This window comes from Alkalihalophilus marmarensis DSM 21297 (genome assembly GCF_000474275.2).
Lineage (GTDB): Bacteria > Bacillota > Bacilli > Bacillales > Bacillaceae_D > Alkalihalophilus > Alkalihalophilus marmarensis.
The window spans coordinates 160,955-176,365 of sequence record NZ_ATAE01000008.1 but is presented as its reverse complement, the minus strand read 5'-3'; the positions used below and the strand labels follow the sequence as shown (position 1 = coordinate 176,365).

The 15,411-nt window shown below is 38.2% G+C and carries 18 protein-coding genes; 5 read left to right on the top strand and 13 right to left on the bottom strand.

Annotation, left to right across the window (positions count from 1 at the left end):
• Positions 1 to 58: 58 nt before the first annotated feature.
• A complete protein-coding gene (locus tag A33I_RS04455) occupies positions 59 to 970 on the bottom strand; it encodes a ketopantoate reductase family protein (RefSeq protein WP_022627254.1) in 912 nt (303 codons plus the stop codon).
• Between the two features lie 275 nt (positions 971 to 1,245).
• On the opposite strand from A33I_RS04455, the gene A33I_RS04450 reads away from it, so the two are divergent.
• Positions 1,246 to 1,692 (top strand): hypothetical protein, encoded by a 447-nt coding sequence (locus tag A33I_RS04450; RefSeq protein WP_022627253.1) that lies wholly within the window; start codon positions 1,246 to 1,248, stop codon positions 1,690 to 1,692.
• Positions 1,693 to 1,782: 90 nt separating this feature from the next.
• On the opposite strand, the gene A33I_RS04445 is transcribed toward A33I_RS04450, so the two are convergent.
• Genes A33I_RS04445 through A33I_RS04435 form a run of 3 tightly spaced genes read right to left on the bottom strand, consistent with a single transcriptional unit; the run spans position 1,783 to position 3,918 of the window.
• Positions 1,783 to 2,505, bottom strand: coding sequence for a P-II family nitrogen regulator (locus A33I_RS04445; protein WP_022627252.1), 723 nt, complete (start codon positions 2,503 to 2,505; stop codon positions 1,783 to 1,785).
• Positions 2,495 to 3,229 (bottom strand): DUF1538 domain-containing protein, encoded by a 735-nt coding sequence (locus A33I_RS04440; RefSeq protein WP_022627251.1) that lies wholly within the window; start codon positions 3,227 to 3,229, stop codon positions 2,495 to 2,497. The genes A33I_RS04445 and A33I_RS04440 overlap by 11 nt, the downstream gene beginning before the upstream one ends.
• The gene (locus A33I_RS04435; RefSeq protein WP_022627250.1) at positions 3,226 to 3,918 is read right to left on the bottom strand and encodes a DUF1538 domain-containing protein; all 693 of its coding nucleotides are present in this window, start codon (positions 3,916 to 3,918) and stop codon (positions 3,226 to 3,228) included. The genes A33I_RS04440 and A33I_RS04435 overlap by 4 nt, the downstream gene beginning before the upstream one ends.
• Before the next feature lie 205 nt (positions 3,919 to 4,123).
• On the opposite strand from A33I_RS04435, the gene A33I_RS21035 reads away from it, so the two are divergent.
• Positions 4,124 to 4,297, top strand: coding sequence for a hypothetical protein (locus tag A33I_RS21035; RefSeq protein WP_022627249.1), 174 nt, complete (start codon positions 4,124 to 4,126; stop codon positions 4,295 to 4,297).
• Positions 4,298 to 4,401: 104 nt separating this feature from the next.
• On the opposite strand, the gene A33I_RS04430 is transcribed toward A33I_RS21035, so the two are convergent.
• From A33I_RS04430 to A33I_RS04420, 3 genes are all read right to left on the bottom strand, one after another.
• On the bottom strand, positions 4,402 to 6,255 hold the full coding sequence (locus A33I_RS04430) for an SEC-C domain-containing protein (RefSeq protein WP_022627248.1): 1,854 nt from the start codon (positions 6,253 to 6,255) through the stop codon (positions 4,402 to 4,404).
• Between the two features lie 184 nt (positions 6,256 to 6,439).
• On the bottom strand, positions 6,440 to 8,092 hold the full coding sequence (locus A33I_RS04425) for an acyl-CoA dehydrogenase family protein (RefSeq protein WP_022627247.1): 1,653 nt from the start codon (positions 8,090 to 8,092) through the stop codon (positions 6,440 to 6,442).
• Positions 8,093 to 8,112: 20 nt separating this feature from the next.
• Positions 8,113 to 8,496, bottom strand: a complete 384-nt coding sequence (locus A33I_RS04420) for a MerR family transcriptional regulator (protein ID WP_031311405.1) — start codon at positions 8,494 to 8,496, stop codon at positions 8,113 to 8,115.
• 280 nt (positions 8,497 to 8,776) lie between these two features.
• Between A33I_RS04420 and A33I_RS04415 the strand changes: the two genes are divergently transcribed.
• Together A33I_RS04415 and A33I_RS04410 are read left to right on the top strand one after the other, a co-directional pair.
• Positions 8,777 to 8,977 carry a cold-shock protein gene (locus tag A33I_RS04415; RefSeq protein WP_012958600.1) on the top strand — a complete coding sequence of 67 codons (201 nt, stop codon included), beginning with the start codon at positions 8,777 to 8,779 and terminating at the stop codon, positions 8,975 to 8,977.
• Between the two features lie 357 nt (positions 8,978 to 9,334).
• Positions 9,335 to 10,873, top strand: coding sequence for an AbgT family transporter (locus tag A33I_RS04410; protein WP_012958599.1), 1,539 nt, complete (start codon positions 9,335 to 9,337; stop codon positions 10,871 to 10,873).
• A gap of 37 nt (positions 10,874 to 10,910) precedes the next feature.
• On the opposite strand, the gene A33I_RS20750 is transcribed toward A33I_RS04410, so the two are convergent.
• The 6 genes from A33I_RS20750 to A33I_RS20740 form a co-directional block, all read right to left on the bottom strand.
• Entirely contained in the window at positions 10,911 to 11,048 is a 138-nt protein-coding gene (locus A33I_RS20750) for a hypothetical protein (protein WP_022627245.1), read from the bottom strand.
• A gap of 158 nt (positions 11,049 to 11,206) precedes the next feature.
• Positions 11,207 to 11,365 (bottom strand): hypothetical protein, encoded by a 159-nt coding sequence (locus tag A33I_RS20745; RefSeq protein WP_022627244.1) that lies wholly within the window; start codon positions 11,363 to 11,365, stop codon positions 11,207 to 11,209.
• A 170-nt stretch (positions 11,366 to 11,535) separates the two neighbouring features.
• Positions 11,536 to 11,739: a cold-shock protein gene (locus A33I_RS04405; protein ID WP_012958596.1), complete on the bottom strand. Its 204-nt coding sequence runs from the start codon at positions 11,737 to 11,739 to the stop codon at positions 11,536 to 11,538.
• 761 nt (positions 11,740 to 12,500) lie between these two features.
• Entirely contained in the window at positions 12,501 to 13,472 is a 972-nt protein-coding gene (locus tag A33I_RS04400) for a YbgA family protein (RefSeq protein WP_022627243.1), read from the bottom strand.
• A gap of 31 nt (positions 13,473 to 13,503) precedes the next feature.
• Complete coding sequence (locus A33I_RS04395; protein ID WP_022627242.1) at positions 13,504 to 14,358, bottom strand: Cof-type HAD-IIB family hydrolase; 855 nt, start codon at positions 14,356 to 14,358, stop codon at positions 13,504 to 13,506.
• A gap of 149 nt (positions 14,359 to 14,507) precedes the next feature.
• Positions 14,508 to 14,666 carry a hypothetical protein gene (locus tag A33I_RS20740; protein ID WP_022627241.1) on the bottom strand — a complete coding sequence of 53 codons (159 nt, stop codon included), beginning with the start codon at positions 14,664 to 14,666 and terminating at the stop codon, positions 14,508 to 14,510.
• A 134-nt stretch (positions 14,667 to 14,800) separates the two neighbouring features.
• On the opposite strand from A33I_RS20740, the gene A33I_RS04390 reads away from it, so the two are divergent.
• Positions 14,801 to 15,364, top strand: coding sequence for a hypothetical protein (locus tag A33I_RS04390; RefSeq protein ID WP_022627240.1), 564 nt, complete (start codon positions 14,801 to 14,803; stop codon positions 15,362 to 15,364).
• The last annotated feature ends 47 nt before the right edge of the window (positions 15,365 to 15,411 follow it).

Here is a 15,411-nt window from a genome sequence, read left to right as displayed (position 1 = left end):
TTTTCTACATTTATCAACGAAAAAAGCTGATCCCCAAAAGAGAAGATCAGCCTTGTATTTAAAGGTCGTTTTCATATAGTTTCAAATTAACATAAATGCTCTTTAAGATAGGAGTTTCTAATTGATGGTGGCAAGCTTTTGTTAGAAGGTAGCCTTGAAGGTGATCTGCTTCTACGGCTGCATGCTTTTCCATATCACGCTGCATGGAAGATTTCATCGCTCCTTCTATCTCCATAAATCTTTCATATTGAACATCCTCAATACTATCAGCAATTGGTGCACCTTCTGCTCGCATGATGGCTGCAATTTCATTAAATAAGCCCTTAACGATCTCACTGCCTTCTTTAAGCTCACGAATCGGTCCGACCGGTTGCCCGTAAAGTGTCGTGACTCCTGACATTGTCGTAATAAATAAGTATTTATGCCACATTTCTTGGAGGATGTTATCACTCACTTTCACCTTGGCATTTGCCCCTTGAAAGGCGTCTTCAATGCTTTTAACCCGTTCGGTATATTCACCGTTTAATTCTCCAAACGTGAAGTGATGAGCACTGCTCGTCTGCTTAATGATTCCATCTTCAGTCACCGTAGACTCAATAAAACATAAGCCGCCGATTACCTGCTCCTCGCTGAACGCCTTTTTAAGCTTATCTACATGGGAAATTCCATTAAGCATCGGAATGATTACTGTGTTCTTATGTACTAATGGTTTAACTGCCTCTACTGCCTGCTCAAGATGATAGGCCTTAGTTCCAATCAATACGACGTCAAACTCGCCTTCCTCACCTTCCACAACCGTTTTTGGCTGAGTTTTAAAATTTCCGTTCACGCTTTCTAACATTAATCCATGATCTAAGAGCTGCTCTTGCCTTTTATAGCGGACTAAAAAGGTGACATCTTCTCCTTTTTCTAACAGTCGCCCTCCAAAATAACCACCGACAGCACCCGCACCGACAACTAGAAATTTCATAAACTCTCTTCACTCCTTCAGCTAGTCTTGTCTAATAGTATACAACTTGTCAGAATATTTTAGTAGTTATATCTCTTCTATAAACTTTTCTTCAAACAGTCACCTGCGTATCTATCTATAATTCTTAAGATCGCTTTTAGATTCCTTTAATAATTTATCCGCAGCGTGCATAAGATGAATTAATTTCGAAAAACAACCCGCCAGGTAAGAGCGGATCATGGTTGTAATATGACCTGAGCTTATACATTACCTTTTAGCTAAACGAGGTGAGAGAGATGTCACAATTTCCAAGAGAGCAGTTTAACAATTTATCGATCCAAGTGAAGAAAAGTCAATTAAATGACATTGTTCAAGAAGTGAATGAACGTAGTTACGGGGTTTTTTGGGGATTTGACCGCGGGAAGATGATTTTAACCATCCATAATACCGACTTAAAAAACAAATTAACATTCGTGCGTCATAAACGGTATATGGAATTAATCAGTGTAGACATTCTCTCAGTTGAAGTGCTTGATATTTTAGACAGGGTCATTGATTATACGAAACAGGTCAAAGAACTGAAAGAACGAGAAGTAAGGACAAAGAAAGTCGTTCAATATCATGAAATTGACTATTACTTATCCGAGCTTCATGAATATCTAGTGCAAGGGGATAGATCGAAAGTTAATGAAACGAAAGCAATTTTGAAGAATTTGTTAATTAATGGGGTTCAACTAAATTAATAGAGCAATAGCACTTTCCACATATACAACACCACAAAAGAAACGAGAGAAGGTCTCCTGCTCTCGTTTCTATCAAATCGATTCCTCTTTTTATTCATTTATTTGTTTCAATTCGTCTATGACATGGTTAATTCCTACAACACGGTCAACATCTAGTACAAAAGCAATCCCCTTACCAGATTCATTAAGCCCAACTCCCGATTCAATGGCATGAAGTACTTCTTTTGTTTTCTTTCTGTGTATTAACGTCAGAACCACTTCCTTTTCTGGTTCGATCGGTATATTAAGAAATGATGCTTTTTCATGTATACCTGAACCACGACCTCCGAGTACTGTGCCCCCTTCTGCTCCAGCTTCTAATGAGGAGTCAATAACTTTACCCGCATCTCCTTTTTTCACAATTGTTACAATCAAATCAAAAGGAATGTCTTCTTTTGGCATTACACCCTCATCCTCCTCTATTAAAGTATCTTCTGCATCTGCTGGATCTTCTAATAAATGGGCAATCCCGGTTAATTGTTTTAAATCCAAAACAAATCCAATACCCTTTCCGCTTTGATTCAGGTTACCTGCCAACGTTACATGGTAAATAATTTGCTCCATGACATTTTTTTTCGCTAGTGTTAGAATGACCTCTTTTTCATAGTGAACAGGTATACCTAAAAACGTTTTTTTCTCACGTATTCCGCTGCCTTTGGCATATAGGATCGTTGCCCCTTCTGCTCCTGCTTTTTTTGCTGCCAACACCAGTTTTTTTGCCTGATTTTTCTTTACAATACTTACAAATAGCTGATGCTCACGTCTAAGTTCCATTCGACTCCCTCCCCTTCCTCTCAAATAATACTCCTAGTATTAGAACGGATAGAATAGGGGCTAGGGCAACTAAAGCAATCATCCCAAAGCCGACCATGAGCGGGTCTCGGCCTTCTGTGACCGTCGCAACACCTACAGCAATCGCTAAAATAAAAGTAACCGTCATCGGACCCGTTGCAACTCCACCTGAATCAAAGGCGATGGCTGTGAACGTATTGCTTGATAAAAACAATAAAATAACGGCCAAGATATAGCCTGGAATGATATAATACCATAACGAGAAACCTACAAGAATTCTAAGCATTGATAAAGCAATCGACACCCCGACACCAATAGATAGGGTGTAGAGCATCACACGTTCTGAGATATAACCGCCCGAAACCTTTTCTACTTGCTCATTTAAAATTCGTACAGCAGGTTCAGCAAAGGTTGCTACGAACCCTAAAACAAACCCGATAGGAATTAAAATCCAGCTGTAAGAAAGGCCGCCAAGCACTTCTCCCATCAATTCTCCTGCAGGAAAAAAGCCAACATGAACTCCTTGCAAGAATAAGGCTAAACCAAAAAAGGATAAAACCATTCCCTTTCCAATATTGATGATCTTTTCTTTTTCAAGTTTTAAAAAGAAAAACTGAAAAACTAAAAAGAATACGAGCAGCGGCAATAGGGCGAAAAATACTTCTACCAACACCTCTGTAAAACCTTCAAAGATTGTAATATTCACCCGTAAATCACCCCTAAGATCTGCACCGAAATAATTGGACCAATTGATGCCAGAGCAACAAGACCAAAACTGTCGCTTGATGAAGACTTGCTTCTAAGAACAGAAGCAACACCTACTCCAAGGGCTAAGATGAATGGAACCGTCATTGGCCCTGTCGTCACCCCGCCAGCATCAAAAGAGATGGGGATAAATGTATTAGGGGTTATTGCTGCTAGGAGAAAAACGACACTGTATCCGCCTAATAACAGCCACTTCAACTGAATCTTAAAAATAATTCTTGCCATAGCAAGAGCAACAAATATGCCTACCCCTAAGGCAACCGAATAAATCAGCACCATCTGAGAGATCTCCCCTCCTGATACATCATCTATTTGCTGCGCAAGAACACGAACATCAGGTTCTGCCACTGTGACGACAAACCCCAAAATAAAGCCGACTGCAATAATCAGCCATATCTTTTTTGATTTAGGCAAAGTGGACCCGATCATTTCTCCTACCGGAAGAAGTCCTACATGCACTCCAACTAAAAAAAGAATCAAACCGACACTGACCATCACTACGCCGATAAGAAACTGTATAAAAACCTCAGTCGGCAGCCATATAAGAGTAAACTGCAAAATGACAATAACTAAGGTAATCGGAAGCACAGCAAAGACGACTTCTTTGACCGTTTCCATAAACTGCTCCATCTAACACTCCTCCTCGGATAGACTCATGATATATGTACCCTGCTTATCAGATTTGATCTGCATGAGTACCTATTACCTTTAAAAGAAGAGACAAAACCTGTAAATTCCTTCTTTCAATCTAGCAAAAAACATATGACAAGCTATGCGGCTTGCTATATAATGATAAAGATATTCCATTTAGAGTACGACAGGAGGCACGTAAAGAATGAGCGAGAAGAAGAAGATTAATTTACAAGAAGCGATGAAACAGCAGCTAGCACGTAAAAAGCAGCAATCAGCTCAAGGAGCCAGCCGCCAGCTGAATTCACACCAAACAAAGCCGCTTACAAGTCAGCTGACGAAAAAGCCTAATAATCAAAGAAAACGTATGGGGATTTAATTGATTTAGAAAGCGATATTTTAAAAGCTTTCTTTTAAGTTTACATAATAATATTATGATAAATACATTAAATAGCCGTACACCCTTTGATGTACGGCTGACGATTAGCGAGCTGCTGCCGGCTGTTTCACATACATGGATTCGACTTCTTTTAATAAAGGTGTTACCCATTCAATAACAGACGTGCCCTCTTTTTTATCCTGCCATTTAACAAACGCTCTTAGGACGCTGACAAAGTCCTTACTCTGCGTTTTGCTCATAGTAGAATAGGTTTCTTTTAATTGAGAGTATAATAGAGCTTCCCATTTTTCTTCAGTAAGCTCACTCCATGTTTTTACATCCATTGCATTTAATAAGCCAGCAAAGATCTCAACACTATTTGAATACTTTCGTATTGTCGCATCTGACTTACCGTTCGTCTTTTCTTCTTTGAACGTTTCTAGCTCCAAATCGAGGTCAACTACTGTTTTAGGAGCAATGGTTTTCTCCTCTAAAGTCTCATTCAAGCCTTTATCTTCATTTTTGGCCTCTGCCCCGTCCGTCACTTCAGACTGCTCCAAATCTGTTGGGATGCGCTCATGCTTCGTAACTCTCTTACTACCACCCGTTACAAATGGGGACATAGGCAGGTTCAGCTCTTCTCTAAGCGTGTTATAGTCTGCTGTTACTTCTACTTGTCCAAGTTTATTTTTTTGAGCGACGTATACATTGTATTCAGATTGACGCAGCCATCCTTCTACTTTTTCAATTTCATCAGCACGAACAAGTTCTTTTATCGTACGTTTTTCTTCAGTTGAATATGGCTTATCAAGCTGAGCTTCAATATTATTTTGAGCAAAAAGCGAAAAATGCTTTGGAAGTTCTGGATTCATTTGCACAAGCATATTTTTCATTTCGGCATGATATGGAATCTCCCATTCTTTCGTGCCCTCATTCATAAACGAGACAGAAGTAAGTCCACTTAAGCTATTTTTGACCTCGTTCATCGAATCAGAATCGAATGCTTCCACTTCTACGATGTTATCCTGAATTTTAAGCGTGCTTTTTACTTCAGTCGTCAGAACATCACCAGACATTTCTGAGTCTGTATAACGATACCAGTCAAGAATAAAACTAGCCATTTTTTCCTTCTCTGACCAGTTCTCTAAATAAATAGAAGGCTGTTTTTCTAGATATGTTATAAGTTCAGTCTCATTTTCGACTTTCCATTGCGTCTTAAATTGTTTGACAATTTTCATTTTATTAGAGTCTTCACTTTGCTGACCTTTAATGAAAGCAGACAATATTTCTGGAAATTCATTCACTAACAGCGTATCAACTGTTTCTTTTGTCTGTTTTGTTCTCTCTTTTACATAAGTAGCTGCTTCTTCAAGATTTAATGGTCCTTCAAACATTCTCACACCGTAAAAAATAGATTCTTGATTCAGATCTTCAATTAGACTAAATGTTCCATACCAAGGGGCAAAAGAACGCTCACCCTCATCTGTCAGTGTCATTGTATATACATCGTCATTTAAACGATCTTTAAACGTGACTTTGCTTTCTTTACGATCGATTGCTTGCACAAGACGCGGTGTTAACGTGCTCCATTTTTGGATCATCTCATATTCTTCAGCAGTAAGAAAATCCTTGCGCTCTTCTAAAAATGCCGTGATTAACCGGCCTTTTGAACTTTTGTTGAAAAATAACAGCCACAGCTCTGTAAATGATGCTTTTAATTCCTTTGGAACAGCATGGTTTGAGCGTTCATCGAATTCTTTTTCAAGCATAAAACGTTCTTTTACCGTAAATGTTTCTTTTACATACATACGTAATTTTTCAATCACTTGTTTACGTTTCGCAATATAGTGCTCACGCTGTTGTTCAGCGACTACCTTTACCGTTTCTTTATTCATACAGCATTTCTTATACTTCTTGCCGCTGCCGCATGCACATGGGTCATTTCGTTTAATTGTCATTAGCCGTCTCTCCTACTTCATCCGAACAATTTCTGTTTTTATTTCTTAACGTAAAAACAACGCACCTTTAATAATAGACGAAAAATGCCTAATAAATCAATGGTTGTAGTTGAATATAAGGAAATAGAAATAAGACCGCTCCAATCGATAGCTGCATCCATTGGAGCGGTCTTGGCTAATAAGCTTACTGCAGGACCACTTTATCGAAATCCTTTTTTAAGCTTGCTGCATCTTCAAATGAACAATCATGATGAAATGTTTGCTGCATATAGCGTTTTAATAAAACTCTTTCACGCTCTGAACCATCAATTGCCCACTGGATGGCCGTTTTCGCTTCAAAAATCCCAACCATCTTCACAGCGATTTTTTTAGCATAATACGTTTGAGTCTCTTCATCCGCTCGCTCAATATATGTGGTCATGCGATTTAGTGCATGCAGTTCTTTAGACAAGATCTCTTTCTCCTGTTCAAACTGCTTCAAATCATTTTCCAAAAACGCTTTTATACGTTTACAGAAATGTTTATGGACATGTGTTTTCTGCATGAGACGTAACAACTCAAGTCCCAATATATTAGCCGTTCCCTCCCATACCGTCAGGACCTGTGCATCCCTTAACAGCCTTGGTGTCACAAAATCTTCTATATACCCATTTCCACCAAGCAGTTCTATCGCCTCGTGTGAAAAATGGATTGCTTGTTCAGCTGTTTCTTTCTTCAAGATGGCAATCAACAGCCGCACATACGCTGCCTGTTCTTGATCCTTTTGACCTTCATTCATAAGCAGGTCATATTCCTTAATTAAATCAAAGATAGCGACAGTTTCCACTTCATGTTTAACACATAAGGCAAGCAGACTTTCCTGCACCATTGGGTAATCAATTAACTTTTTCTTAAATGCTTCACGGTTAAAAGCATAATCAAGGGCCTCTTGATACGCCCGTCTCATAATGCCAATTGAAGCGACCGCATTACAAATACGAGATAAATTAAGCGCTTCCATCATATAATAAATACCCTTTGATTCTTCTCCTACTAAATAAGCCTTAGCATTGGTAAATTCCACTTCCGCCGACGGAACAGCCCTTACTCCAAGCTTATCTTTTAAACGACGGATGCTTATTCCATTTAATTGCCCATCCTCTAATCTCCAAGGTACAGCAAATAAGCTTAACCCTTTTGTACCTGATGGGCTGCCATCAACTCTTGCAAGCACCATGGCAACACCGCACATCCCCGCATTTGAAGCAAAATATTTTTCCCCGCTGATCAAATAATGGTCCCCGTTCTTTACTGCAGCCACTTCATTAGCTCCTACATCAGAGCCCCCTTGTCTTTCAGTAAGAAACGTCGCCCCTTCATACAATTCTGTTTCACCCGTTGATAATACATGTGGTAAAAAACGATCCTTCACCTGATCGTTTGCATACTTGTCTAACAGAAGAGCAGTCGCCATTGAGAGGGTCACAGGACAGTAGAAACCAGGCTCAGATTGTGAGAGGAGATAGCCTTGTGCATATGAATACATGTAATTTCCTTTTGTATTCAGCTCAGGGATTTCTTTATAGACATACCCGACAATTCCAGTTTGATAGGTCTCTCTTACCGTTTGTTTATAGCCTTCGTTCACCCAAATATGAGATATATCTTCCCCAAACTGATTGTATTTCACAAGTTTCGGCTGCCCTTCCCGGTCTGTATGCTTTGCTCGTTCATCGATCACGGTCCCGCACCTTTCACCAAATGATACAAGCTGCTTATCAGCCCAATTAAACATTCGTGAATCCAAATGTGTTTCTAAAATTTTTTTTAGTACCGGGTCATTCTGATAAAAGTTCATGTTCGCTCCCCCTGGACGTTTCATTTTTGAGATAAACTTTTTTGGCACAACCTAGCTTTTAGATCTGTTAACATATCTGTCATTTCACTTTTTAATTGTTCAAGCTCACTCATCCTGCACTCAATTTCTTCAATCTTTTTTTCTCCATATAAAATAGTTCGTGACAATTGCTTTGTCCCGGTTGAATCCTCTTCAAATAACCCGATCATTTCTTTAATTTCCTCTAATGTAAATCCATATCTTTTTCCTCTAAGAATTAACTTCAGACGTACATGATCTCTTTTTGTATAGATACGCTGATTCCCGCTAGATCGTTTAGGGGTTAGTAAATTCAGCTCTTCATAATACCTGATTGTCCTTGTCGTCACCTGAAACTCTTCTGCGAGCTCCCTTATCTTGTACATGCACGGCACAACCCTTCGAATCTCTACTTTGACCTTATCATTTACGTTAACGTTAACTTCAAGAAAAATCATAAAATTCCTTTTTCAATTGACATTTTCCAGCTTTCTGCTAAAAAGACCTTGATTGAAAAACCCTTCTTATGGTAAAGTTAAGATACTTATTTTTGATCGTTCTTAAGGTGCTAGAAGAAAGAAACTGATGTTGATTTCCTCTTGAACATTATTAATGACGAGAATAGTAATACAATTAGTGCGTATGGCACTTCTAGGAGGAAATACAATGTTAGAAGGTACAGTAAAATGGTTTAACGCAGAAAAAGGTTTCGGTTTCATCGAGCGCGAAGGTGGAGACGATGTATTCGTTCACTTCTCAGCGATCCAAATTGATGGTTTCAAAACTCTTGAAGAAGGTCAAGCAGTAACATTTGAAATCGTTGAAGGTAACCGTGGCGAGCAAGCTGCTAACGTTCAAAAAGCATAATCTAGTATAGCCTAGATACAACCCCACTTCGGTGGGGTTTTTATTTTATCCAAAATACTTTTTAAAAATAATAATGACGGTATACAACCAGTCTCTTGAAATTAACACGGACGTCGGTTACTTCAGCTATTTAAAGCGTTTATGCGTTAGATTTTTATGAGTATTCCGATAAAATCACCTTTATCAGATTATTCAAATACTATTTTAGAATATTTATAGGACTTAAGATTCATTTTTTCGATCATTTTAGAATTCTTGTTTCATCTCCTCTTATTTGTGATGTAGAATGAATGACGTGTCTAATCTAAGATGCTAATCGTCAGAAAATTACATATTAGAGGGGAGCTTTTCTAACTCATGGAAAAAGGTAAAAAGCAAGGTGCCTTTAATAAATTTTTAACTTTTATTGAAGTCACCGGTAACAAACTGCCTCACCCAATTACGCTGTTTGCAATCCTTGCGGTGCTGGTTGTTTTCGCTTCTGCTATTCTCTCAAGCTTAAATATAAGCGTAGAGAGTCCAGCTGAACCTGGTGTAGAAGTAACTATTACAAACTTACTTTCATCAGAGGGCATACATTATATTGTCACTAATATGGTAAGTAACTTTATCAATTTCGCTCCACTCGGAGTCGTACTTGCGACGATGATCGGGATCGGGGTCGCTGAGCGCAGCGGATTAATCAGTGCAGCTCTAAGAGGGCTTGTAACATCCGTGCCAAAGCGTTTAATTACAGCAGCACTTGTATTTGCTGGAATTATGTCAAGTGTGGCATCTGATGCAGGTTATGTTGTCTTACCGCCGCTTGGTGCATTATTATTTATCGCTTTAGGAAGACACCCGCTAGCGGGTCTTGCAGCTGCTTTTGCTGGGGTTTCTGCTGGATTCAGTGCTAACTTATTCTTATCGGCAACAGATCCAATGCTTGGGGAATTAACAAGACAAGCCGCTGCAACATTTGATCCAGCTTACGCTGAAACGATTAATATTGCCATGAACTATTACTTCATTATGGTTTCAGTATTTGTATTAACAATCGCTGGTACATTCGTTACAGAGAAGCTAGTTGAACCGCGCTTAGGGTCATATAAAAAGACAGAATCTGACGAAGCTGAAAAGATTGACTATTTAAGCTCTAATGAGAAAAAAGCATTACTATGGTCTGGTATTTCTATGCTGGCAACAATCGCTGTAATGGCTTTATTAATTGTGCCAGAATGGGGCCCGCTTCGCGGAGATGGTCCTAACCCAGTTGTAAACTCGCCATTTATGCGTTCATTAGGTCCTGTCATCTTATTTGTGTTCTTAATTCCAGGTATTGTTTACGGAGTTATGACGAAAACGATTAAAAACGATAAAGATGTGGCCAACCAAATGTCAGATACAATGGCTTCAATGGGGATGTTTATTGTACTCGCATTTACTGCAGGTCAATTTGTTGCTTTCTTTAACGAAACAAACATGGGCCTTGTACTTGGTGTATATGGTGCTGAATTCTTACAAAGTGTTCAATTCACCGGTATTCCGCTTGTCATTGCTTTTATGATCGTAGCTGGTTTTATCAACCTGTTTATCGGAAGTGCATCGGCAAAGTGGGCAATCATGGCTCCGGTATTCATACCAATCATGATGCAGCTTGGGTATTCACCAGAATTAACTCAAATGGCATATCGTATTGCCGATTCAACAACAAATATCATTTCTCCTCTTATGACATACTTTGCAATTATTATTGCCTTCGCTCAAAAGTATGATAAAAAAATGGGAATTGGTACGTTGATTTCAGTAATGCTGCCTTACTCAATTGTCTTCTCAATCGTATGGGCTCTTATGTTAATTGTATGGATGCTTCTAGGGATTGACCTTGGACCAGCTTCACCAATTCACTACCCATAAGAAGCAAAAAACATGGACCGGTTTCGGTCCATGTTTTTTATTGATCTCCGAGATATCCAATAAACGGAATACCAGCCTCATTCATCTTGTCACACACTTCCACAGATAACAAAGCGTCTTTTCTACCTTCTTGGCTCAGCTCTTTTTGCACTTGTTTAATTAAGTCTTTCATCACATAAACTCCCCCTTTATGTTCTTATTAAAATAAGTATAAAGGAATATTATGTTATATTCTAGTTCTTTTTTACCAATACCAATTTAACTATGATGTTTTTAATATGTAAAAATAAAAAGCACCCCTGATGTTCATCTGACTGATCAGGGGTATGTGTATTATAAGCGGTTCATTTTTTCAATTTGAGCTTCTAGCATTTCAATGTATTCTTCATACACCTCAATAAAAGCTTCTCTTTTATATTGATGCCTGTCATCTTTCATCATATTAATTTTCTTTCTCATTTCTAATAAGTTTGGTTCAACCTCTTGTTTCATCTTATCTCCTCCATTTATACCTTCATTTTAGAAATAATCTTAATGTAACTATTCCACAAGAGCACTGCATTTAAACCTGTAAGCTATTAGACTAAGAAGGAAGAATTAAAAATTCAGTATAAAAACAAAAAAGGCACTACCCATAAGGGCAGTACCTGTATATGTGCAGCTTAGCGTTTTACAACGTTAGCAGCTTGAGGTCCGCGATCGCCTTCAACGATTTCGAACTCAACAGCTTGACCTTCGTCAAGAGATTTAAATCCTTCACCAGTGATAGCGCTGAAGTGTACGAATACATCGTTTCCGCCTTCAACTTCGATAAAACCGAATCCTTTTTCTGCATTAAACCATTTTACTGTACCAGTTTGTGTCATGCTTAAAACCCCATTCTTAATAATTTCTTAATATGCCAATCGTATTTACAATCCTTGGTAAATGAAAATTCACATATTATAAGGAACATCAGTCACTAAACCGAGTGAATATCCCTTATAACATGTGAATACTAAACCTCTGCTTGTGTTACTCATGATTTACCATTAATAATATAGAAGGTATAAAAGATCCCGTTCTATTCTTCCAAACAATAAAAGCCCTGCCTCTCTTTCATCCTTGCGGCTCCGATGACCGCGCCAGCAGATTGAAATGCGCTTGATATTGATGAAGAATTAAACTGTTAACTAGACTATACCTGATTTTATTCTTTTTTGCAAGTCTACTGTTCCTGAACGCGAAAGATGCAGCTTAGTATTTACCTATATTTATGAATTTGTCCTTTGTCTGTTACATAACAAAACCACTTAATTTAAATAAGTGGTTTTGTTATGTTTTGTTTAATAACTAGTTACGACTGTAATAGTCATTGATCATTTCAAGAATTGTCGGTTCTTCTTTTACCTCAACTGGTTTACGCTCCGAGTTCGTTTTGATTTTTTCCATTTTCAACACCCTTTCTATGTTTTGTTCGAATGTTCAATCTTTTTATCTTACTCATAGTATATGCAACTGTACTATAATAGTCAACAACTTTTTTTATGTTGTATTATTACAAATGTATGACAGCTGTCATTAATATAGACCTAAAGCAAAAAAGCATCCGACTGCAATAGCCGAATGCCTTTAATAAGTTGCATACTCACGATAAACTTCTTCCCTTTCCTGAATCAGAAATCGCCACAAGAGCCTCAGGATATGGGGTAAAATAGTTTTGGGAAAGTAAATATTCATTTTCAAATCGATAACTCCAAGAACGGAGCATAGTTAATAGACTGCTGAGAGGAATTTTTTGGTCTTCAAACTGATCAAGAGCTTGCAGAAAATGGTCTTTTTCAGCTTTTGTTAAATGCTTAGAAAAATAGCCGAAAACATGTTGACATACATTAATGTGGTCACTTGGTTTTGGTATACGGTTAAATAACTCATCAAGCTCTTCTTCATAGAGATCAAATACTTCTCCATCTTCTAGTTTTTCATGGTTCGCTACAATCCTCCCGAGTCTCCTCATAGAGTCTTGATTACAAGCCATAAACAAATATTTATTTTTCGCTTGAAACTGCATCAGTTTTGAAATCGAATGACTCTTTTTCACTTCTTTGAATGCAGCAACTGTAAACAATCTTGTTAAAAAGTGTTCACGCACAATAAAATTCTTTAACCTTCCTTCATCTTCTTTAGCTGCCTTTGGAAAATGCTCTTTTACTTTGTTAGCAAACAAGCCGGCTTCTGTTCTTACTACAGGAGATTTTTCAAGGCCGCTGTATACTTTCGCATCATATAAACCGCAGCTAGGGCTTCTTGTTTTGAGTATAAATCCATCAACCTCTTCCAGTTCACTCAAAAAGTCATTTGAATACTCCTCCATTTGTTCGGTAAGGTCACGACCTGTTTCAGGTTGTTTAAGTCTTGTTTCATCTCCGCTTGCTACAAGGCGAATGACTTCTCTTGGAGTACCTAGTCCAATTTCAACTTCCGGACAAACAGGAATAAATTCAACATATGGAGATAATTTCTCAATTAACTTATCCGGGATTCTTTCCCCGTTATACCGGCATGCCTCAAACTCAAGACATTTACTAACCACCACTCTTGGCTTAGCGAACGAACGCATAGGCTCACTCCTATCTCTACTTTTAAAACGATTAAGATAAAATGTTATAAATGGCTTTAGCTACGCCACTATTATCATTCGTGTCTGTCACTTCTTGAGCAAGGCTCTTTACTTCTTCAATCGCATTGCCCATAGCTACTGCATGGCCAGCTACTTTAAACATAGAAAGGTCATTACCGTTGTCACCAATCACCATAACTTCCTCCATTGGAATATTGAGACCAGACGCATATCGTTTAACTGCTCTGCCTTTTTGTGCCTCACAATGAGTAATTTCAAGGTTATCAGAAGCTGAAGAGCTGATGGCTAAATGATCCATCTCCTCTAATTCTTGTTTAGCCTTAGTTCGCTTTTGGTCATCTTTCGTAAAAGCCAGCAGCTTATAAAATGAGATCGTTGGATCATCGAATAATGCTTGATAATTCTCAATATGCGAAACAGCTCCTGTATCATATCTTTCTTCCGCAATTGCTCTCATATGATCTAAGCTGTCTGTAGACCCAGAAGACAGTAATACATCGATAACTGTTTCAATTCCTTTTTCATAATCATCTGTAAAAGCACCTTTATTTGTATATAATTCGAAATACACTTCATGTCTATGTAAAATTTTTGAAGCCTTTTTTACGGTTTCATTATCAAGGGAATGAACGTCTAGAACTTTCCCATCAGCAGATTGAACTTCTGCTCCGTTTACACTGATAACCGGACAGGTAAGTTTTGCTTCATTTAAAGGGATTCTTGCTTCTTTATCATCTCGGCCTGTGGCAATCACTACTTCAATTCCGCGTTTTTGTGCCTCTTTTATCGCCTTAACATTCTCAACTGTCACCTTGCGTTCATCATCTAATAATGTTCCATCCATATCAATTGCGATCATTTTCATTTTTACCACTCCAATTTCTATTCTGTTACCCTTTTCTTCTTATTTTAATCAAGTGAAGGACGAGCCGCAAATTTAGAATCTTTTGTGAGCGGTTACAAAAGTATATATAAATAAAAAAACAGAAGAACTTGAGTTCCTCTGCATGATTTTTAAGATTTTAGCTGGTCATCAAGTTCTTGATTAAGATCATAAAGCATCTGATCTGCGTTTTCTGAAGTAATTCGCTCAATTAAATGAGACATATGATTTCCAAGCATCATGACCCAAAAGAAAATGGTAAAAAAGAAGACAACTAAAAAGACAACCACTACACATCCCTCCCGGTAGTCAAAGTTCGAGTTTTGCTCTTTTGTCTACCGTATGTGGATAGGAGATGTCCTCATGCATAATTTTTCCTGTTTCCCTAAATACTAATAGCATTAGACGATATGGGGTGATGACTATGAAAAAACAAATGTTTTTAATACTAGCTAGTATGAGTATTCTTTTTGCAGGGTGTATGCAAGATAACAGCGCTGATCTGATGGAGGATATTAAACAATCTCAGACAGAAGGATCGTTTGGCGCTCAACGTTTTTCAAATAATACAGACCAGAATCACGCTATCCGCCGTGCTGACACGGAACTCCTTACTTATGCAAAAGAAGCAGGCGTATACCTAGAGCAAACGATCAATCAATTAGAAGACCTGGCTCCGACTTTCCAAGAGGATTCATTTCAAGCAGACTCACTTCATTCCGTTTTATCAACGATCCATGCGATCAAACAGAACAGTGAACGCTTCCATAACATACGTATCCCTCATGAATTTGAAGGCTTTCACCAAATTCATATAGGGTTTATCACTGAATTAACAGACCTTGAGCGGGTTATTGATGACATGAGAGAACCAGTCGACCCAAGACAAGCCTTGAATGCCCGTGTCCATTATGAAAATATTATGATTTCCCATAAGTCAATGGAACGTGAATTTATGTCTTTATCAGAAGACCACGGGTTTCATTAAGTTCTCTTGGAACCAGTGATGAACAAAAAGATAAGGCATGCGGATGC

Excerpts from the sequence above, each read along its gene's own strand:
- A33I_RS20745 (WP_022627244.1), bottom strand. The coding sequence starts at position 11,365 with ATGAAACAAGAGGTTGAACCAAACTTATTAGAAATGAGAAAGAAAATT.
- A33I_RS04395 (WP_022627242.1), bottom strand. The coding sequence starts at position 14,358 with ATGAAAATGATCGCAATTGATATGGATGGAACATTATTAGATGATGAA.
- A33I_RS04415 (WP_012958600.1), top strand. The coding sequence starts at position 8,777 with ATGTTAGAAGGTACAGTAAAATGGTTTAACGCAGAAAAAGGTTTCGGT.
- A33I_RS04430 (WP_022627248.1), bottom strand. The coding sequence starts at position 6,255 with ATGACAATTAAACGAAATGACCCATGTGCATGCGGCAGCGGCAAGAAG.
- A33I_RS04420 (WP_031311405.1), bottom strand. The coding sequence starts at position 8,496 with ATGTACAAGATAAGGGAGCTCGCAGAAGAGTTTCAGGTGACGACAAGG.
- A33I_RS04400 (WP_022627243.1), bottom strand. The coding sequence starts at position 13,472 with ATGCGTTCGTTCGCTAAGCCAAGAGTGGTGGTTAGTAAATGTCTTGAG.
- A33I_RS04425 (WP_022627247.1), bottom strand. The coding sequence starts at position 8,092 with ATGAACTTTTATCAGAATGACCCGGTACTAAAAAAAATTTTAGAAACA.
- A33I_RS04455 (WP_022627254.1), bottom strand. The coding sequence starts at position 970 with ATGAAATTTCTAGTTGTCGGTGCGGGTGCTGTCGGTGGTTATTTTGGA.
- A33I_RS04390 (WP_022627240.1), top strand. The coding sequence starts at position 14,801 with ATGAAAAAACAAATGTTTTTAATACTAGCTAGTATGAGTATTCTTTTT.
- A33I_RS04410 (WP_012958599.1), top strand. The coding sequence starts at position 9,335 with ATGGAAAAAGGTAAAAAGCAAGGTGCCTTTAATAAATTTTTAACTTTT.
- A33I_RS21035 (WP_022627249.1), top strand. The coding sequence starts at position 4,124 with ATGAGCGAGAAGAAGAAGATTAATTTACAAGAAGCGATGAAACAGCAG.
- A33I_RS04445 (WP_022627252.1), bottom strand. The coding sequence starts at position 2,505 with ATGGAACTTAGACGTGAGCATCAGCTATTTGTAAGTATTGTAAAGAAA.
- A33I_RS04405 (WP_012958596.1), bottom strand. The coding sequence starts at position 11,739 with ATGACACAAACTGGTACAGTAAAATGGTTTAATGCAGAAAAAGGATTC.
- A33I_RS04450 (WP_022627253.1), top strand. The coding sequence starts at position 1,246 with ATGTCACAATTTCCAAGAGAGCAGTTTAACAATTTATCGATCCAAGTG.
- A33I_RS04435 (WP_022627250.1), bottom strand. The coding sequence starts at position 3,918 with ATGGAGCAGTTTATGGAAACGGTCAAAGAAGTCGTCTTTGCTGTGCTT.